The sequence below is a fragment of the Alteromonas sp. 38 genome (assembly GCF_902506055.1).
Lineage (GTDB): Bacteria > Pseudomonadota > Gammaproteobacteria > Enterobacterales > Alteromonadaceae > Alteromonas > Alteromonas lipotrueae.
In genome coordinates this window covers 3,894,340-3,913,501 of the sequence record NZ_LR733300.1, presented here as the reverse complement: position 1 = coordinate 3,913,501, position 19,162 = coordinate 3,894,340, and the positions used below count along the sequence as shown (strand labels likewise).

At 43.6% G+C, this 19,162-nt stretch carries 14 protein-coding genes, 1 rRNA gene and 1 other annotated feature; of the genes, 4 read left to right on the top strand and 11 right to left on the bottom strand.

Annotated features, from left to right (window positions below; genetic code table 11):
- Positions 1–22: 22 nt before the first annotated feature.
- On the bottom strand, positions 23–487 hold the full coding sequence (locus FLAVO9R_RS16875) for an RNA recognition motif domain-containing protein (RefSeq protein ID WP_159533220.1): 465 nt from the start codon (positions 485–487) through the stop codon (positions 23–25).
- 747 nt (positions 488–1,234) lie between these two features.
- Positions 1,235–1,316, top strand: a sequence feature (23S ribosomal RNA rRNA prediction is too short).
- A gap of 288 nt (positions 1,317–1,604) precedes the next feature.
- Here FLAVO9R_RS16875 and rrf point away from each other — a divergent pair.
- A 5S ribosomal RNA gene (gene rrf, locus FLAVO9R_RS16870) occupies positions 1,605–1,720 on the top strand.
- Between the two features lie 149 nt (positions 1,721–1,869).
- On the opposite strand, the gene FLAVO9R_RS16865 is transcribed toward rrf, so the two are convergent.
- Positions 1,870–2,121, bottom strand: a complete 252-nt coding sequence (locus FLAVO9R_RS16865) for a hypothetical protein (protein WP_159533218.1) — start codon at positions 2,119–2,121, stop codon at positions 1,870–1,872.
- A 152-nt stretch (positions 2,122–2,273) separates the two neighbouring features.
- On the opposite strand from FLAVO9R_RS16865, the gene FLAVO9R_RS16860 reads away from it, so the two are divergent.
- Entirely contained in the window at positions 2,274–3,818 is a 1,545-nt protein-coding gene (locus FLAVO9R_RS16860; protein ID WP_159533216.1) for a methyl-accepting chemotaxis protein, read from the top strand.
- A 204-nt stretch (positions 3,819–4,022) separates the two neighbouring features.
- Here FLAVO9R_RS16860 and FLAVO9R_RS16855 read toward each other — a convergent pair whose 3' ends face one another.
- A complete protein-coding gene (locus tag FLAVO9R_RS16855) occupies positions 4,023–6,392 on the bottom strand; it encodes a DNA polymerase II (RefSeq protein WP_159533214.1) in 2,370 nt (789 codons plus the stop codon).
- A 228-nt stretch (positions 6,393–6,620) separates the two neighbouring features.
- Here FLAVO9R_RS16855 and FLAVO9R_RS16850 point away from each other — a divergent pair, with 228 nt between their 5' ends.
- On the top strand, positions 6,621–7,625 hold the full coding sequence (locus tag FLAVO9R_RS16850; protein ID WP_159533212.1) for an MBL fold metallo-hydrolase: 1,005 nt from the start codon (positions 6,621–6,623) through the stop codon (positions 7,623–7,625).
- 9 nt (positions 7,626–7,634) lie between these two features.
- On the opposite strand, the gene FLAVO9R_RS16845 is transcribed toward FLAVO9R_RS16850, so the two are convergent.
- From FLAVO9R_RS16845 to FLAVO9R_RS16820, 6 genes are all read right to left on the bottom strand, one after another.
- Positions 7,635–8,918 carry a sensor histidine kinase gene (locus tag FLAVO9R_RS16845; protein WP_159533210.1) on the bottom strand — a complete coding sequence of 428 codons (1,284 nt, stop codon included), beginning with the start codon at positions 8,916–8,918 and terminating at the stop codon, positions 7,635–7,637.
- Positions 8,918–9,502: a chemotaxis protein CheX gene (locus FLAVO9R_RS16840; protein ID WP_013782668.1), complete on the bottom strand. Its 585-nt coding sequence runs from the start codon at positions 9,500–9,502 to the stop codon at positions 8,918–8,920. Before FLAVO9R_RS16840 ends, FLAVO9R_RS16845 begins: the two co-directional genes overlap by 1 nt.
- Positions 9,499–9,867, bottom strand: a complete 369-nt coding sequence (locus tag FLAVO9R_RS16835; RefSeq protein WP_159533207.1) for a response regulator — start codon at positions 9,865–9,867, stop codon at positions 9,499–9,501. Before FLAVO9R_RS16835 ends, FLAVO9R_RS16840 begins: the two co-directional genes overlap by 4 nt.
- 250 nt (positions 9,868–10,117) lie before the next feature.
- On the bottom strand, positions 10,118–11,287 hold the full coding sequence (locus FLAVO9R_RS16830; protein WP_159533205.1) for a pyridoxal phosphate-dependent aminotransferase: 1,170 nt from the start codon (positions 11,285–11,287) through the stop codon (positions 10,118–10,120).
- Positions 11,288–11,319: 32 nt separating this feature from the next.
- Positions 11,320–12,141, bottom strand: a complete 822-nt coding sequence (locus tag FLAVO9R_RS16825; RefSeq protein ID WP_159533203.1) for a sulfite exporter TauE/SafE family protein — start codon at positions 12,139–12,141, stop codon at positions 11,320–11,322.
- Between the two features lie 119 nt (positions 12,142–12,260).
- Complete coding sequence (locus FLAVO9R_RS16820; protein WP_159533201.1) at positions 12,261–14,858, bottom strand: TonB-dependent receptor plug domain-containing protein; 2,598 nt, start codon at positions 14,856–14,858, stop codon at positions 12,261–12,263.
- Between the two features lie 422 nt (positions 14,859–15,280).
- On the opposite strand from FLAVO9R_RS16820, the gene FLAVO9R_RS16815 reads away from it, so the two are divergent.
- The gene (locus FLAVO9R_RS16815; RefSeq protein ID WP_159533199.1) at positions 15,281–16,285 is read left to right on the top strand and encodes a LysR family transcriptional regulator; all 1,005 of its coding nucleotides are present in this window, start codon (positions 15,281–15,283) and stop codon (positions 16,283–16,285) included.
- On the opposite strand, the gene FLAVO9R_RS16810 is transcribed toward FLAVO9R_RS16815, so the two are convergent.
- Both FLAVO9R_RS16810 and FLAVO9R_RS16805 read right to left on the bottom strand, forming a co-directional pair.
- Complete coding sequence (locus FLAVO9R_RS16810; protein ID WP_159533197.1) at positions 16,234–16,962, bottom strand: endonuclease/exonuclease/phosphatase family protein; 729 nt, start codon at positions 16,960–16,962, stop codon at positions 16,234–16,236. The two genes, FLAVO9R_RS16815 and FLAVO9R_RS16810, sit on opposite strands and share 52 nt — an antisense overlap.
- The gene (locus tag FLAVO9R_RS16805; RefSeq protein ID WP_159533195.1) at positions 16,950–19,151 is read right to left on the bottom strand and encodes a VTT domain-containing protein; all 2,202 of its coding nucleotides are present in this window, start codon (positions 19,149–19,151) and stop codon (positions 16,950–16,952) included. Before FLAVO9R_RS16805 ends, FLAVO9R_RS16810 begins: the two co-directional genes overlap by 13 nt.
- Positions 19,152–19,162 lie beyond the last annotated feature (11 nt).

The following is a 19,162-nucleotide window of genomic DNA, read 5'->3' as shown; positions in this document are numbered from 1 at the left end:
GCTTAAAACCCAGGTTTTTTATTTATGCTTGTTCTACTTTATCTTTAGCTGGCCTAACTTTTAATGTTCGCTCTTGGAACACTGAGTCGTTAGTCTTCGCTATTACTGGGTCAAGATCGCTAGTTAACACTTCAATAAAGCCATAACCTTTTCGCTTGCCAGTTTTTCTATCCTTCATGAGTCGGACAGATTGCACTTCGACAAAACTACCAAAATACTCTTTAACCGCAGATTCGTTTGCACGATACGGTAGATTACCGACATAGAGTGTTTCAGTGGTTGTGCTGCTAGTGGAGGGCGCAGCATTTTCAGAGGGTGAATTGTTAAGGAGTGAAGCTAGCCACGGAGTTAATATACCGCTTACTAATAAAGACGCTGAAACCGTTAACGGCACGTGCGCCTCTATACTAGCTGATGAAAACAACAGATATCCTGCGATTGCAAAGATAGCACTAATAACAGTGCATTGAATAAAGCCTACTTTCATATACCTACCTTTCTAGTGTTTATTATCATAATGAAGGCTGGTCATAGTTTACTCATTTGTAACAATTAGAACAATAAAATGTGAAAGAACTATCCTAAAGACCAATGGAATACACCCAAATGATGTAAAAATGAGCGTTTAAAGGTGAAAATGGTTTTAAATACAAATAACTGTCAAATAACGGTTGATCTTTTACGCCACCTATCTATAATGCGCTCCACGTTTTGAGGGGCTTCAGGCACTCGCAAGACATAGCGCTAAACCCTGATTTAAGGCTGGTTAAATAGTTTGAAAACAGGGTTGACATCGGAACTTAACGATGTAGTATGCGCGCCTCGCTTCAAGGAGTTGGTAACAACGACGAAAAAGCAGTTTTTAGAGGCTCTTCGGAGTAAATGACGATTCGAAAAGAAATTTACGAAAAACGTTGACACTAAAAACAAACGGCGTAAAATGCGCATCCGCTTCGAAGAGAAGCGCTCACGGAAAGCGAGAGCTTATAGTGAGGTCGGTAAAATACTTATCGGCACAGCAAGAGAAACGACACTGCAATATGTAATGTGCGTCCTCCTTGCGCAGAAGTCCCGACCGAAAGCGTCGCGATTCTGCACCACGTTCTTTAACAATTTATAACAAGACAATCTGTGTGGGCACTCATTAAGAGTGTCACACAACGACGATTCATATTCGATATATTTAATTGAAGAGTTTGATCATGGCTCAGATTGAACGCTGGCGGAAGTCCGGAAGGGTTGTTATAGACGATGACGTTGATAGGCAGGATGTGGAAGCGTTGTAAGGCGTTAAGCTAACCTGTACTAATTGCCCGAGAGGCTTAACCATACAACGCCCAAGAGGCTTTTTATGGCGCTACGCTTAGTCGTAGAAAATGGCTTAAACGTCGAGAAACTCGACTGACCATTTTCTTACTCGCTAAAGAAGTGCTATATGAAGAACTTCGGTGTTGTTTACAAGCTAATTAAAGCAACGAGAGTAGTAGTACTCAGTGCTCAAAGATTGATTACGTGAATATCAGAATTCCTAAATTGTTAATTATTAAAGTAATATGGACTAAATAAGTCGGTATTACGCAAACAAACGTTTGCAACCAGTTTTTCCTGGCAGCCATAGCGATACGGTACCACCTGATCCCATTCCGAACTCAGAAGTGAAACGTATTAGCGGCGATGGTAGTGTGGGGTTTCCCCATGTGAGAGTAGCACACTGCCAGGTCCCATTCGAAGAAAGGGCTATCCTAACGGATAGCCCTTTTTTTATGCCTTATTGAAAGTGAAACGTATTAGCGCGCGCCGCATGCCAGGTCCCATTCGAAGAAATTGCTTCACAACGATTGCTTCACAACGATTGCTTCACAACGATAACTAGCCTAACGGATAGCCCTTTTTTATGCCTGATTGAAAGTGAAACGCATTAGCGCATGCCGAGACTCGGCGACCAGTAACTGGCGTAGGGATAGTGTGGGGGTCCGGTGACCGGCCCAGCCAGTGTGCCCCAGCCAGTGTGCCCCAGCCCATAGTGGGTCCAAAAATGTGACAATGTGCTTGCCAATGGTTGTAAGAGCTAGCTCGGGCTGGCCCTACATACTGCCATAGTTCGTTGTGAAGCCACCCCATTCAAAGAAAGCCCTTGTCGAAAGATAAGGGCTTTCTTGTACCACGTATTCCTTATTTTCGGTTAACTAAGACTAACAGCGTATAGTTAAGGAAATGGTATTACGGTAGATTTGTACTAATGTAAAATAAATGTAAAATAAATGGTCCTGTAAATGTTTACTCTTCCCGCTATTATCGCAGTAGCTACTATATTGCTTGCCAGTTTTATTGTTAACAACGTATGGGTCATCTGTCTTTTAACTTTCCTGCTAACGGCTGCTACAAGCTGGTTTATGCGTGGTCAATCAGCTTCCAGCCCAGACAAGGTTAATGCGGAAGATCCACCAAAAGCAGAATCTGCTGTGGGTAATGCGATTAGCGAGGCATCTAGTCGAATCGCTATTGGAGGAGCATCTGTGTCACATTTTCTCGATAAGCTATCGGGAACATTCAAACAACAAGTCTCAAATATTAGTGAAATGGCCGATCGACTAGAACGCTTGGAAGAAGGAGGAGGCGCTTTAGACCAGCTCGCACTTTCCGCGACAGATGCCATAAAGGCTTCAGATGAAAAGACTCAAAATGGTAGCGCATTACTGTCAGACCTCTTAGCGCGTCAGAATGATTTGATTGCGCAAATAGCAGCATCATCTAATGCGCTTGGGCTACTCAAAGAGCGCGCTCAAGGTATAAGCTCTATCACTAATACCATTAACCAACTCGCCGACCAAACCAACATGCTAGCATTGAATGCTGCTATTGAAGCAGCTCGTGCAGGAGACCAAGGTAGGGGATTTGCGGTGGTTGCTGATGAAGTTCGCGAGCTAGCAAAAAAGACCACCGATGCAACACTGGGTATTGAAAACCTGCTTAAAGATGTAAGTCTCAGTAGTGAAGAGTCAGTTACTACCATGAGTAAAGTGTCTAAAACGGGTGAAACGATGAACGAATTGTTGGGTAAATCTGCTTCACTTATCACCGAAAGCAGTGTGCTTTCAAGTGAAGCACGCCATGCTATGGAGGAAATGCAAAAGACTGTTGCTGACTATACAGAACACAGTTCGGGTATTAGCGTAAACATAGTACAACTTCGTGATTCTACCTCAATGTTAGAGCAAGATTTATCCGAAGTGTCAGAAAAGTCATTAGCACTTAGTCATCAAACTGAAGATATTTTTAGGCATATCGAAGTATTCGATATAGATGACAGAAATGCATCAGTTAGGGATGTGGCCATAAACGCAGCTAACAAGGTTGCAAGACGGTTTGAGCAAGCGATAGCCGAAGGCCATATTAATGAAAGTGCATTATTTAACTTCACTTATGCGCCAGTGCCAAATAGCAACCCAGAGAAGTTCACCACATCGTTCGATAGCTTTACTGACAGGGCTTTACCTGACATTCAAGAACCTATCCTGCAACAACATTCATTTATTGTATATGCTGGCGCAGTAGATAAGAACGGTTACTTTCCTACCCACAACAAAAAGTTTAGCCATCCATTAACGGGGGATTTGAAAGTGGATATTATGAAAAGTCGAACTAAACGTATATTCAACGATTACACGGGAGCGAGGTGCGGTAGTAACACTTCTTCATTTTTGCTGCAGACCTATAAAAGAGACACTGGCGAAGTCATGCATGACTTGTCTGCTCCTATAATGGTCCATGGGAAACACTGGGGTGGGTTTAGGATAGGCTATCAAGCAGCCGAATAGGACATAGATATTCCCCTTCTTGTTCTACGTAACCGCTACATTACACGGAGAAAGGCAATGTGGAGGGAGACAGACAGATGTGACGACTAAAATGCAGCCGTCTTTTAATTGCACTACATAACCAATATAGGCAAAGGATGCGATCGTCACATTGCTGCGCATAGAAGCAGGCATTCTTGTTATGAAAGCAACGTTACTAATCGGTCAGTTTGAAAATAAAGACAATTGTTCGTTGGTCAATTCAGAAAAGGATAGGTTGATGAGAGGGAGTATGCTGTCCGCGATGGGCATAATTTGTTTTTCAATGTAATGATCGTAATCAAGCGGTGCCATCTGATGCTCTGTAGTTTGAGGGCCTTGTACCGTCATGATGTAGCGTATAGTTGTATTGTGCTGATAACGTAGTCGTTGTCCTGTTTTACTATTAATATCATCTGCAAGGCGCGCGGCTTTTACATGGGGAGGCAATGATTTGATATAGTCGTTTAAGGGCTTTCGGAGTCGCTTTGCGTAAACGAGCCTTCCGTCTTCTTTGCCTTGGCGAATATTATCAACCGTTTGTTTAATAAAATCAGATACAGGGGCTTTTTCGAAAACCCGTCGATACAGCTCATACTGAAAGTACTTGGCTAATTCGGTCCAGTCTGAACGAACGTTTTCTAGCCCTTTAAACACCAACTCTTTTTTGTCGCCAATTTGCTTTAGGCCTGCATACCGTTTCTTGCTGCCTAAGGCAGAGCCTCTAATAGTAGGCATAAAAAAGGTTTCAAAGTGGGTCTCAAATTCGATATCCAAATGACAGTCTATATCATAGTTTTCACGGAGCTTGCTTTGCCACTTATGATTGATGGTGTTTGCTAGCGACTGTCCTGTTTCATAGGGCGTACCTAACGATGTGTTGTTATTCACATGTACAAAGGTAGAGTCTGTATCGCCATAGATGACTGAGAACCCCGCTTCTTCTATCCATTTTGCGGTAGTTTGCATTATTTCATGCCCACGCAAGGTAATAGAGCTTGCTAACCGTGGGTCGTAAAAGGGGCATCCGCCGCTACCTAATACGCCATAAAATGAATTCATTAAAATTTTTATTGCTTGCGAGCGTGGTGCATCGTTTTGCTTTTTAGCCTCATCTCTTTGGCGCCATAGGTTGTCTATAATATCGGGCAAAAAATGATTGTCACGACTGAACATAGCCCCTTTGAACCCCTCAATGGCGCTGTCGGGGTCTTTAAGACCTTCGGCAAGTCCCATTGGATCAATCTTAAACGTGCGAATAATAGACGGGTATAGGCTCTTAAAATCAAGCACGAGTACGTCAGAATACAAGCCTGGCTGTGAATTCATGACATAGCCGCCAGGACTAGCCAAGCCACCGTGTTCAGGACGAACTCCACTGACATAACGTCGGCGATGTAGCTTTGGTAAATAGACGTTTAGAAACGCGGCTACTGACCCACCGGGTCTTCCCAAATCGAGCCCTGTTAATGTCCCTCTCAAAATAAGAAATTCAATAAATCGGGTTTTTGCAGCAATATCATTTACCAACACGCAATCTTTATGGTTATAGCTGGCAAGTGAATAAGGGTCCTCGTAATACAAGGCTTTTATTGCAGCAAGTTTGTCTTCACTTTGTATGAGTTTTTTATCACCCAGTAATTGCTGTGCTACATTGTCTAACGAGAAAGAATCAAATTGATAGGTCATGGTCTTTAGCGCTTCAATCCCATCTACAATACTACGACCGGGTATATCGACAATAGTTTGCCCATCCCAATCCCTAACCAAGGCTTCCCGTTTGTCTCTGCCTAGTGTAAATTTCAGTCCCTGCTTTTTAGAGCGTCTTGCAAGCACGGCCATATCAAATTGTTTGACGTTCCAGCCTAAGATAACGTCTGGGTCAATTTCACGTATACGCTTTACAAACGCAGTGATCAGCGCTGACTCAGTAGAAAACTGGCTAAGTGAAAATGTGTCTGGAACATCTAACGTCTTGGGGTGACTGGAAGCAGAAACCAACATCACTTCATTAACATCGTGGGAAGCTAGCGCTATACTGAATAGGTTTTCATTTTCATCGCACTCAATATCTATGCTAACTGAGTAAAGGCTTGGTGTGTAGGTGGCGGATCTAATTCTAGCTTCGGGTATGAATGTTGCTTTTTCGTCAGCAGCAACAAACTCGAGGGAACCGTAAATAAACCGTTCCATTAAATACCTGTCCGCCAGTCTTATATCAGCTTCATACAGAGTGATGTGTAAGCTTTTAGCAAGCTGTCTTAATTGATGCATGTGGGAGTCAGATGTGGTTTTAAGGGTGTCTACTTCCACTTGCTCAAGGGTAAAGAAACTATCAGAGGAAACTTCAACCTCAATACCTTCTCGTTTAGCCTTTTCCAGTATGCTCGCCGTGTTGTCGGTTGCAACAAAGCATGAGGGTTTCTGCGGTGCACTTTGAAGACACACAGGGCCTTGGTCGGTAGACACCCACACTTCAATACAAAGCCCGTTATGTTTACCGGTCCCATGCTTAACAATAGTGTGTTTACTGAGAATGTAACCTTTTCTAATCACGGCAAGTTAATTTTCGTTGGTGAAATACTGAAGGACCCATGATACAGGGTAGATTTTCTTTGCTCGAGAACAGAGCGGTAAATGGTTCACTAATGCTCGCTACCTCTCACTAACTCTCGGTATCGCTGTGCTATTACTTAACGCTATAGTTGATTATCAAACAGATACGTTTGTTTTTGCCTACCTATCGTTATAGAAGTAAGTATACCAGCGAAAAGGTGAAGATGTATGCATTACCCAGCAATTGAGCAACCGTCTCCAGGTCAATGGACAGAGATAGCGAAAGGCGTACTTTGGCTTCGTATGCCACTGCCTTTCGAACTTGACCACATTAATCTTTATCTTGTTGAAGATGATGATGGCTGGGTGGTTATTGATACTGGGCTTGGTACGAATACAACTAAAGCCTTGTGGAATGAGATTTTTGCTGCGTTGGATAAACCCATTTCAGCAGTATTAGTTACTCATTTGCATCCTGATCACGTTGGTTTAGCCGGTTGGATAGCCGACCAATTCAAAGTGCCACTTTACATGTCGCAGGTTGAGTATTTTACTGCGCGCGCGTTCACTGGGGGGAAAAGCGACACCTCTGCTTGGCGGGATGAGCAATACTATCACCGTGCAGGTTTGCAGGCTGATGAGGTGACATCGCTAATGTCTGGAAATAAAGGTTACAGTAATGTCGTATCGCCAATTCCAATCAGTTACCGACGGTTAAAGCAATGTGATGTGCTGACGCTAAATGGTAATTCGTGGGAAGTGATGATAGGGCGAGGGCATTCACCAGAGCACGTATGCTTATATTCTAAGGAGCTTGGAATACTGCTAGCGGGCGACCATATTTTACCGCAGATAACCCCTAATATAGGGGTATATTCAACGGAGCCCGAGGGCAATACGCTTCAAGATTATTTGGCTACGCTACTGCCTTTTACTGACTTACCTGAGAAAACCTTGGTGTTACCTGCACACAGACAACCCTTTATTGGGGTGAAAAACCGTGTGAATGAACTCATTGAGCATCACCATCGTCACTTAAATGCACTTTTGGAGGCTTGTAGTAAGCCTCAGACCGCTGTCGAATTGTTGCCTGTATTATTTAAACGGGAGCTTAGTGGTAGAAATATCGTGTTTGCCGTAGCCGAGTGCATATCCCATTTAAACTACCTCTTATCTCATGGAAAACTAACACGACATTTATCTGACGAGGGGGTTTACTTGTATGCGGCGTAACAATTGATGTTACTGAGGTGCTGTAGCTGAATCATCTTCTGAAGCGATAGGTAGCTCTATCGTCACGACCGTGCCTTTGCCCACTTTACTATTGATTGAAATTTTTCCTTTATGCTTTTCTACAATGGTATAGGCGGTAGATAATCCCAGCCCTTGGCCTTGACCTTCAGGACGAGTAGTAAAGAAAGGTTCGAAAACTCTTTTCATATTTTTTTGCTCAATACCTTCACCGCTGTCTAGCACCTTAATCGTAATATTTTCGTTATTTTTTAATAACGTTAACTTAACGTAGCCCTTGCCGGTAATGGCTTGGGCAGCATTTAGCAACACATTCATTAAGGCCTGTTTTATCATTCCAGGGTTTGCCATTATCTCTATCTTTTCATCAGGTGATTCAACCTTATAGTGATGAGAAGTATATTGGGTAGATACGAGTTTGATGGTTTGTGAAGTAATATCGTTCAAATCTACAATTTGACTGCCTTGTGTACTGTCGAGTGAGAATTGCTTTAGGTTATCGACAATATCTCTTACTCGATTTAAGCCTGCTTTTGATTCTTCGAGTAACTCTTCAATGTCTTCTTTTATCAAATCATAGTGCTGTGCTTCGAAAAGGTTTTTTATTTGTTCTTTCAATTCATCGTTAAAATCGGCAACGTGCCCCTCCACGCCATCGCAGATAGCCGTTAGGTTATTCGCATATTGTGAAAGGGTGTCTAAATTTGCGTTGATAAAGCCAATAGGGTTATTTATTTCGTGTGCAATACCAGCAGCTAACTGACCCGTTGATGCCATCTTCTCCGCTTGAATGAGTTGAGATTGGGCGGTATCAAGTTTACGGATAAGTTTGCGTTGGGCTTCGTGTTCGTCTTTTAATGCGGCAGATAGCTTTTGTTGGGTACGAAAGTAGCTGGCTTGCGCGGTAACGTCTTGTAAGAAAATACACGCGTATTTTTTGCCTGTGCTTTTGTCCTTTACCGGCAGTATCTCCATGTTTTGATACATTTGCGTTTCTTCGCCAGTTATCGGTCTACTGCTTTTAAAAGGAAATATATGGGGACGCTGCTCCCAGTAGCTGAAGCTAGGATGCTGTAGAACAAAAACCGATTTTAGCCTTCGCTTTAGAAATTTGCCTTGATCGCTAAAAATCTCGGTAACCGGTGTGTCTTTGTACGAAGCGCGATTCTCGTGAGGAAGGCGATCTCTAAAAAAGTCGTTTAAATAAACAACGAGAAAATTTTCATCAACGATGCCAATACCAACCGGAAGTTTTTCAACCAGTTGCTCAAACATTATTCTAGAAGTTCATCTAAGGTATCTTTCATTCTTGTCAGTGAATCGTCATCTAAGCAGAAAACAACACGCATAGAAAAGGATGAAACGGCTACCGTGAATTGTACTTCCATGACTAAACTATGTTGCCACTTAAGCTCATCGAAATTCTCTTTGTTAGGGGTAAACAACGTTGGCATATTCAAATTGGTGGTTAGTTCTAATTGACTTGATAAGCCTGCCAGACAAGCTCCGGCTAAAATATTGGAAAGCTCGAGTATAATTTCTTCTACATCTTCTTTACTAAGCGGTTCACTGTATTCCATCAATTTTGCCATCTCGCTCAGTCCAGAACGAGAAAGTACAGACATCACTTCACCTTGAATATCACCTAAAAAAGACTGGCGGGTGTGAAATGTATCGTCAGAGCCAAACAGCAAGGTGTATAGCTGAGTGGGGGTCACTGAGGTTATTTTAGGAATTGAAATATCAATTTTGGTTTCAATAAGTTGCGCGAGTGAATTTGCTGCTTGGCCCATTGAAATATTGAGCAATTCTTGCAGCGCATCGCGTTGTTCTTCGTCTAATGGTATTACAGCGCTCATAGATACCCCAACTCGAACATAGTCATTGCCAGTTCTTCTTTGTCTAATGGTTTTCTAATGAATCGTTGTGCCCCTAAGGAAAGCACGATGCGCTGTTTTTCCGGCTGAAAATCAGCGCTGATCACAATGACATTAGGGAAGCATTCTTCACGCTTGGATAAGTACTCCAGCACATCCACGCCATCAACCTCTGGCATGGTTAAATCGAGCAACACAAGATCGAAGGTGTTTTCAGCTAACAAATCTATGGCTTCTTGGCCATTAGTTGCTTCTGAAATGTCGTAGTCTAATTCCGGCGGTAACGACTTTTTTACGCTACGGCGTGATAATTTAGAGTCGTCAGCAACTAAAACAGATAGTGCCATCAACAGCCTCCTTTAACGTCTGTTAGTACAGTGTGTGCAATTTCTTAGCGCCTGCAAGAAGCTTAGTAGACATACTAAGATTCTAAAACCTAGGTAGGTGTATTTACGCAAGGAACATTAAGAGTATATGACAAGGAGGGCATTTATGAGCATTATACTTTACGTGTAAATGCTAATTGATAAGGATGCAACAAGAGAGGCGCACAGCCTAAAGTGGCTGCACGCATAATATAAAGATGTTTTAACTCAATTAAGCGTTTTGTTTTTTAGTCATGGTTTCAAGTGCTTGCGGAATAGCATCGACATACCGCTTCACATCAGCAATTTTTCCCATACTGACTCTCGACCAATTAGTATAGGTGCGATAAATACCACGAATGTGAATATCTTTTTCGGCCATCGCCGCTCTAAATAATTCAGCATCCCCTTTACCAAGATCGACAAATACAAAGTTAGTACTTGAAGGAAGTGCAGAGAGGCCATTGGCCTTGAGACCATCCATCACTAAGCCTTTTGCTTCTATAACCTTATCTTTAACAAACGTTAGGAAGGCGTCATCATTATATGAAGCAATGGCTGCAGCTAAACCTGCTTGGTTTAATGTGTAACCACCCATGCCATAGCGATTGATCCACTCAGTGTTTTCTTCAGAAGCAATCATGTAACCAACTCGCATACCGGCTAACCCGTAAATTTTAGAAAAGGTTCGCGCAACAATAATATTGTGCCCGGCTTTTACTAACGGAATCATTGAGTTTGCTGGCGGAGCGTCAGTGAGTTCATTATAAGCTTCATCAACCAGTACTAACGTCTTTTTAGACGCTTTGATACAGAACTCTCGAAGTTTTGCAGGGTCTAGAAGGCGTCCGGTTGGGTTGTTAGGGTTGGTGATATGCACCATACCAACGCTGTCATCAATGGCGGCATACATGGCATCCAAATCGATTGCCAAATCTTTCGTGTTAGGTACCCGAACAATCTCAGGAGCACCTTGTTTCTCCGGTGCTTTTGAAGTGGTATCCCAGAAAAGATCGGGGCCTAATATTTTTCCTTTTTTGCTGGCCGCAAGAGCCGCATAAGAAAGAATAGGACTGGAGCCTGCACTTAACGAAATATTCTTAGGCGTAATGCCATGGCGCTCTGCAATCATACCTAACAGCGTCATTGCAGCAGGGTATGCATAGTAGGCTCCACCTTCAGCTGACGCGGTAGCTATTGCTTTTAATGCTGCAGGGCTTGGGCCGAAGGGGTTTTCATTGGCGTTTAGTTTAGCGATACCTGGTTTAGGGCCATATAGCACTTTAGGTGCAACGTTTGTGGCAGCTTGAAGACTCGCTGATGTGACTATGCCAGAAGCACCAATGGCGGTTGCAGCAGCACTGCCGCCCAAAAATAGGCGTCTCGAAATATTATGTGACATTGTTAATTCCTTATCTCAAATATCGTAAGTGCCTATAGGGCCTTATAAAACATAGCGCTAGAAACAATTACTAAATAAATACCAAACATTCGTTTTAATTTTTTCTCGCTGAAGTTATGCGCCATTTTCGCTCCCATTGGTGCCGTAATAATAGCCCCTATGCTAATAGCAACTAATGCGGGGATATTGATATAGCCTATCGTACCTACAGGCAGGATGGCGGCTTCAGGATGTTTCATAAACAAAAATCCGATAGCGCCGGGCAGCCCTATTAGGAAACCAACACCTGCGGCAGTGGCTACCGCTTGCTGGATTGTGCGTTGACAGATAACCATTGTAATTACCATAGGCGTACCGCCTCCAATCCCTAGAAGTGCCGAAAAGCCACCTAGTACAAAAGCGAGTACTGATTTAGCAATACCTTCAGGCATAGATAAAGCAACACCAGGGCGAATTACAAATTCTGGGAATAAGAAGTAAATAGAATAGAGCAAAACACCTGCAGCAAAAACGACCGTGAGACCATCGCTACTGGTGCTACTGGCAATAAAAATACCGCCTACTACACCCAATATTATCCAGATGCTCCATGATTTCAAAATATCAAAGTCCACCGCCCCTTTTTTATGATGAGCCATCACGGAGCGTGTGCTTGAGACCACAATAGAGGCTAAAGACGTGCCTATGGCAACTTTCACTAGCTCTTGGGATGGGGGCGTAAAGAAAGGAAATACAGCTAATAGAGCGGGAACAACAACAAACCCACCGCCATTGCCGAAAAGACCAGCAGTAATACCTGCAATAGCGCCAGTAATACAAAGAGTAACCACGAACCAGAGAAGCTCTATTTCCATGAAACTACATCTCCAGCAAATACTTCTAATAACATGAATAGACCTTTAAATTTTACTTACAAAACGAAGGGTGAAAACATAAACACCGGCATTTGCCGGTGTTTATTAAGTGGTTGTTTTTAGAATCTTGCTGCTAGGCGGGTGTAGTAGTAACCACCCTGCCAGTCGACCACGGAATCAGACCGGTAGATCCGACCGCAACAGGTTTCTCCGATTGTACCCTCGTCCGGATAGTTATCGAACAAGTTGCGTACACCCACTGATAAGGTGAGATTTTCGTTAATCAGATACGAACCTTCGATATCAAACATGAACTCAGAACCAAAGGTTTGAATAGTCTCTGGGTCTAACGTACTATCGGCAGCATTTTCGTATTCACCGTAGTAACTTAATCGCGCTACCGCAGACCAGACATCGTAACTGTGGGTTACAGAGAATACGCCGCGCATTTCAGGCGTTCCGTTTTCTAAGTCAAATTGATCTTCATCATTTAGATACTCACTCGGATCTGAGTCGAACTCGGTTTTATTATAGTTGATGGAGCCGGTTAACATGGTAGAACCGTAGGTTGATTCAATTTTATAAGTCGCAACGGCATCAACGCCTTCAGTAACAGTATCAAAAGCATTTTGGAAGAAGAATACGCCACCAATCGATGCTGCCCCTGATACACCAGCACCATCTAATGCCAAGAAGTTTTGATAGGCATCGTATCCATCAGCGTCTGGGTCGGTTACTACTGTGGTTGACACGTCACGTGTAGATACTGAATACAATCTGTCTTCTAACTTGATATTGTAATAATCAAGCGTAAAGGTTAAATCACCGTAGCTTGCAGTTAAACCAAGCGTAAAGTTAGTCGATTTCTCAGGTAGTAGTTCTTCCGCGCCTAACGCTTGCGCCACATCGCCACCAGCAGGGAACAAGCCAGTTGCTACTGGAAAACCATCAGGTAAACGAGTAGATACGTTTGTAGTACCTTGCTGTCCTGGAGTCGGTGCTCTGAAGCCCGTACCGTATGAACTTCTTACAGCAACTACATCACTTACTTGATAAATACCAGCTACTTTATAAACCACTTCAGAACCAAAGTCTGAGTAGTCTTCATAGCGGATAGCTGCTTGTGCGAACAATTCATCAGTAATATCACCTGAAATGTCGGTATATACCGCGTAAGAGTCTCGGCTGTACGTACCAGAATAATCTGGAGAGTAGCCCGGGAAGCCGTTTGAGCCTACACCCACTACGGTATAAACCGCATCATCACTGTCGGCACAATCTAGCGTTGAACCGGTAGCTATGACGGCTAAACCAGCTGCACTAGCCGCATCTCCGTCACAGAAACCCCAGGGATCAGATGTTGCGTAAGGCCCTGCAAAGTAAGAATCTACTTCGCCTTCTGAAATCTTATAAGACTCGTCAAGATAGCTTGCCCCGAAGGCCAGTACATACTCGGCAAGGTCATAAGTGAAGTCAGCCTGAATTTGAGTTTCTTCGTTGGTTAAGTCACCGGGTTGAAATGATGTAGGTGACTCATTACCCATAGACGGGTTAATGGTGTTAGCAAGCGTGTATGAAATATCGTTGTATCCGTAACGACCACTGATGTCATAACCTAGGTCGCCAGACATTCCTTTAATACCGCCCACGAAAGAGTAGTCAGTAACTTCCCCTGAAAAACGTGGTGTAAAGCCACCAGGGAAAAATTCAGTAGGGTTCCAAATTGAACCGTCTTCTAAACGAATATCTTCAATTGTGCCATTGCCTGGATAGCGGTAGAAAAATGAACCGTCGCCTTCACTCTCTGAATAGTTACCAAAAGCATATAGTTCCATCTCTGAGGTTAACGAATACCCCGAATTAAAGAATATCCGCGTGCCACTGGAGTTGGGCTGCCCCCAAGGTTGAACTTCATCAGAACCGTGAACTGAATTCGCCATTGCAGTGGCATCTGCAATGTATTGCTCTGACTGGTCATCTACACAAAACCAAGATTCACAGTACTGTTCGCCACGGAAGGTGGCTTCGCTGTCTGAATATTCCGCTGAAATGCTTAAGAAACCATCATCACCGAGTGCGAAACCTTTGTTTCCGGTAATGGTAATTTGGTCGCCGTCACCTTCAAAATAGCTACCGTAATCAGCAGTGAACGACCCACCTTCGGTATTTTCTTTTAATTGGAAGTTGATAACACCCGCGATAGCATCTGAGCCATATTGGGCTGCCGCGCCATCGCGCAGAACTTCTACACTGCCAATTGCAGCGGTAGGTATAGTCGCGATATCAGGGCCTTGTGTACCAGAGCCCCCAATCGATACTAATGCCGCTCTGTGGCGGCGTTTAGAGTTAACTAACACCAGGGTTTTGTCGGTGGGCATGCCCCGTAAGGTTGCAGGGCGAATGAAAGTACCACCATCTGATATAGGTTGACGAGATACTGAATATGATGGAACCAATGTCATCAGTACGTTGTTCATGTCGGTGAAGGCTACTGCTTCAATATCTTCAGCACTTAATACATCAACAGGTACAGGTGAGCTAGTTACCGAGCGAGGTGCACCACGTGCGCCAACAACAGCAATTTTTTCAACATTTTGAGTATCTACTGCGGTTTCTTCAGCTTCAGCTTCTTGCGCTAACGCGAGTGGTGCTGCCAAAGATAGAGTGATTCCAGTGAACGCTAGTGCAATTGCATTATGTATCTTGTTTTTTCTCATGTGTGTTCCCTAAAACGAGCCGTTATGAGTTGTTATTCTTCACTTGGAGCAGGGACTAATGCCGCCCACGTTTGGCATAACAAGCACCACCTTGATGCATCCAGCATCTTATAAATTTTTTGTGTGGTTACCTGTGTTACTACTCAGGCTAAAAATTCTTTTAAAACCGCGAAAGAAAAAAGAATATTGAGGGGTATAAGAAAATTGTTGAGGCTCTATTTAACTTATTGATCTTAATGCTCTTAATTGTTTCAGTTTGCTGATAAAAAAATAAACCCAGCTTTCGGTTTAACTTTATTTTAACAAGTGTTAGTTCAGCTTTACTGGCCTGTGGCATGTAACTTGCTGATTTCAATCTCAATAAAGCGATGTGTGCTTTATGGCGATGTGTTACAAAACTGTCATATTCGGGAAACTAGACATTGAACTCTAAGCAACTTCAGTATTTTTTGACCACAGTACACAAAGGCAGTATTGCAGGTGCAGCACGTGAGCTTGATATCGCTCAACCTGCCATTAGTCAGCAATTGGCAAGCCTCGAAAGAGAGATGGGGGCGCAGTTGTTAAGCCGAACCTTCTCTGGGGTAACGTTAACCCCAGCAGGCGATTTGTTTCTCAGCCATGCCACTAAGCTCATGGATGATATCAATACCGCTAAATCTGAACTGCGAGAGCTAGTGGGGAAAACTGCGGGTACGGTGAAAGTGGGTATGCTTCCGTCTATTGGCAATGTACTTTCTATGCCGCTTATCGCAGAGGTAAAACAAAATCATCCAAAACTGAAACTTGAAATAAGTACCGGCCCTTCCTATTCGGTAAAGGGGTGGTTAGAGGGGCGACAAGTCGATATTGCATTGACCTACGAGCAAGACGTTGACCCAAGGTTTATGACGGTATCTCCGCTGATTCGTGAAAATTTACATTTAGTGATGGCCAATCAAGCAACATCCAGTGAGTACAGCCATCTTGCTGGCAGAGAAAGTATCCCGTTTTGGGCGTTGAGCCAATTCCCTCTGTTATCGCCTGGCAATAAAGACGCATTAGGCAAACTCATCGAACATTATGAAAATGCCACGGGGGTAAGTTTGCAGCATAATTTAGCCTATTCGGGGCAGTTGATGACAGGATTGCGACAAGTTATGCAAGGAGAAGGGGTAATGATATTACCTACTTCGGCCATTTTTCATCTTGAAGAATCGGGCTTGGTTTCTACGTTAAAAATCGTTGAGCCGGAAATGCAGCGTTTGGTGCTGGCTGCGACAAACAAAACTAGCCCATTGAACGAAGCTGTATTAAAAATGCTTAAAGTGATTAAGCGAGTTGTCGCCAGTGAGCAGGCGCTGCAACACTGGCGAGGTTCCTTAGCATTTACTGATCAGTCAGAAATGAAAGGGGTGTTGGCTTCTGGAAGTCTAATGTCGAGTTGAACTGGCAGGTGGTCAGAAAAGACGCTTGCCTTTTTAGATGTCAGCTTTTTGCATTGTGAAACAGTGATGTCATCACTTACCCACACACGATCTAACGAAAAGATAGGAAATTGACTAGGAAAGGTCGGGCCTACCTTTTGTTGATTCAAGAGCTTGTTTAACGATGTGAAAGCCCGTGAAAAGAATTGCCACTCATTGAAGTCCCCTGCTAATATCAATGGCATGGGGTTGGCTTGCATCCTTTGTTCAAGATAATCATGTAACAACGCAAATTGCGAGCGGCGCTCTAGTCGCTTAAGCCCTTTATGCGTGTTAACCACGGTCAGCGGCCCCTTGTCAGTTTGCAACACTACCACTTGTACATTTCTGGGCTGTCGCCCATGCTGGCTCACATCAAAGGTTTCTTGTTCAATAACGTTGCAGCGCGACAGTACAGCGTTGCCATACCATCCGCTTAGCTCATGCAGGGCAGGAGATGACACCAAGTTGTAGACATTTTTAGCACAAATATCATCAATATCTCGCTCAATCGCACGCTCGGACGGGCGTGTATCCATCTCTTGTAAAAGTACAATGTCGGCACCCGATTCAGCTAGAAATTGCCCAATTCGTTGATAATTTTGTAACTTGTCTCTGCCCAGCCCACTATGAATGTTGTAACTAATTATGCGGCACATTCTTTACTTTCCGATGCTTCATTATCTGATGCACGCTTTTGACGATTTTCCTGATAGTAGCGAGCAAACTTTTGAGAGCCCCATATCATTAAGCCCCAAAGCACGATACCGCCTACTAAATAGCTGATGGTTTCAACTGATGGGTTGCGGAAGATTTGAGTTATAGAGTCACCTACCAGTCCTTTCGCAATCATTGGAGGGAACATGCCAAAGAAGGTACCAATTAGAAACTGGAATAAACCAATTGATGAAATACCCGCAACTAAGTTCACTAAGCTAAAAGGCGCAATAGGCAGCATTCTAATGGCTGCAACGCCCACTATTCCACTTTTTTTCAGTTTCTCATCCAATGCTTCTACCTTAGGACCACCTACCTTTCGAAGGCCTGCATCACCAGAAAGTTTACCAATAGCAAATAAAATAGCGGAGCTTAACAGTGCGCCCATGATGCCATATATTGGGCCCCAAATAGGCCCGAATATAGCGGCAACCGCTAATGACAGCACAGTAACAGGGAAGAAGAGTATACCCCCTACTACGTAAACCAATAATACCGTAGGCAGTGCAAAGTAGGTTCCTCTACTTTTTTCAAGGAACGCATTAATACTCTCACCACTTAACCACGAAATGGATTGGCTCGCCCAGAACATCAGGCCACCGAGCACAGCAATAACGGCTAGCCCCAACATGATCATAATAGTTCTACGTCTTGGGTTACGCGCGGGTAGCGCCCCACCATCAAAAGAAGGCATAGAAATTAAAGGCTCCTCTGGATCTGATAAAGAACGAAATACGTTATTTACCGACTGACTGGTGAAAACTTCATCACGAACTTCGGTTAATACATATCCGTGTGCAATTTGCCCATGGATTAATGCTTCAACAGGATATTCTTCTGCAAACAGTGCAGGCATATCTGAAATGTCTCTGCCAGTATGCTCAGCAAGTAAATCGTTACGAACATTCAAAATTGCCGCTCGGTTTAAGTCACTGTTGCCGCTAAGTACAACGTCAATTTCTGTATCTAACGTCATAGAACGGTTACTTAGGTTAGATGAGCCTATCACTAAGTATTTGTCGTCAACGGTCATTACCTTAGAATGTATGCGCTTGTAGGCTTTTCTGCCTTGTAAGTCTTCGCACGACGAGTAAGTCAACTTTACTCTTTTAGGGGCGATGTCTTTTTCAAGAATAGATTTAAATTCAATACGACTTGCCCAAAAAGCCTCACATTCGAATTTACCTTTTGGCTCATAAGAGCTCACAATAATGACGTGTAAGTCAGGGCGTGCCTTCATACGTTTGTTCAGCGCTTCAGCAATTTCCTGACGAGTAGTAAATTGATTCTCAATGTAGATAAGCGACTCGGCTTGACCGATTAAATCAAGTAGCATGGTGCGTACTTCTTGCGCTGGCTCAACTTCGTCCATAAACGGAATTGTTCTGGCTAGCGCACAGTCAACTTCCTCAAAGATAGGCGGAAAATCTTCTGGCCACGTGTCGGGGATCGGACCATCTAGAGATGTATCGGCTTGCTCTCGAATCTCTACCGGTTCACTTTCGGCAACCCGCAACCATCTCCAACGAACCAGTTTAGAAAAGTCGGCCACTACCGGACCGGAAGATACCATTTGCACATCGTGTAGCGGGGGGTACTCACCGTCAGGCCCATCTCGTTCTTCTGATACAACGGGGTGGTCGCGGGTGTCCCAGCGGTTCGTTGAAATGTCCATGCCGCCAGAGAAAACCAGTTCATCATCAATCACGATAATCTTTTGGTGCTGACTGCCACCCATAGGGATGGTGTCATCAAGCTCGGTTTGCACGTTATCTGGGGTCTTTTCTTCCCACACTTCTTTTGCCCACATTTCTCGTTTTGAGAAAAATGCGAGAGAAGAATCCCAGCGAAGTAGGTATATGTTTAAATCGGGGTTGTTTTCTGCTTTCCATGCAAGTAAATCACTGACAACACTCGGGGCTTCACTGTTTGCTTCGTCATCACCTCTTAAAAGGCGTATACGGCTATCAATGTCCCACCCAATGATAAAAATACTGTGTTTGGCTTTTACAATAGCGCTGTGTAGCGCTTTGTAATAGTTACCACAGTCTATAAGTGGCGCAACAAAATTTGCTTTGCTGCTAACCCAACAGTTTTCACCTGGTTTGAATATATTATTGTTATCAACCATGTCGTCTCCCG

What these genes read in the sequence shown, in the direction of transcription:
- FLAVO9R_RS16875 (WP_159533220.1), bottom strand. Translation starts at nt 487, where the DNA reads ATGAAAGTAGGCTTTATTCAATGCACTGTTATTAGTGCTATCTTTGCA.
- FLAVO9R_RS16865 (WP_159533218.1), bottom strand. Translation starts at nt 2,121, where the DNA reads ATGGGGTGGCTTCACAACGAACTATGGCAGTATGTAGGGCCAGCCCGA.
- FLAVO9R_RS16860 (WP_159533216.1), top strand. Translation starts at nt 2,274, where the DNA reads ATGTTTACTCTTCCCGCTATTATCGCAGTAGCTACTATATTGCTTGCC.
- FLAVO9R_RS16850 (WP_159533212.1), top strand. Translation starts at nt 6,621, where the DNA reads ATGCATTACCCAGCAATTGAGCAACCGTCTCCAGGTCAATGGACAGAG.
- FLAVO9R_RS16845 (WP_159533210.1), bottom strand. Translation starts at nt 8,918, where the DNA reads ATGTTTGAGCAACTGGTTGAAAAACTTCCGGTTGGTATTGGCATCGTT.
- FLAVO9R_RS16840 (WP_013782668.1), bottom strand. Translation starts at nt 9,502, where the DNA reads ATGAGCGCTGTAATACCATTAGACGAAGAACAACGCGATGCGCTGCAA.
- FLAVO9R_RS16835 (WP_159533207.1), bottom strand. Translation starts at nt 9,867, where the DNA reads ATGGCACTATCTGTTTTAGTTGCTGACGACTCTAAATTATCACGCCGT.
- FLAVO9R_RS16830 (WP_159533205.1), bottom strand. Translation starts at nt 11,287, where the DNA reads ATGTCACATAATATTTCGAGACGCCTATTTTTGGGCGGCAGTGCTGCT.
- FLAVO9R_RS16825 (WP_159533203.1), bottom strand. Translation starts at nt 12,141, where the DNA reads ATGGAAATAGAGCTTCTCTGGTTCGTGGTTACTCTTTGTATTACTGGC.
- FLAVO9R_RS16820 (WP_159533201.1), bottom strand. Translation starts at nt 14,858, where the DNA reads ATGAGAAAAAACAAGATACATAATGCAATTGCACTAGCGTTCACTGGA.
- FLAVO9R_RS16810 (WP_159533197.1), bottom strand. Translation starts at nt 16,962, where the DNA reads ATGTGCCGCATAATTAGTTACAACATTCATAGTGGGCTGGGCAGAGAC.
- FLAVO9R_RS16805 (WP_159533195.1), bottom strand. Translation starts at nt 19,151, where the DNA reads ATGGTTGATAACAATAATATATTCAAACCAGGTGAAAACTGTTGGGTT.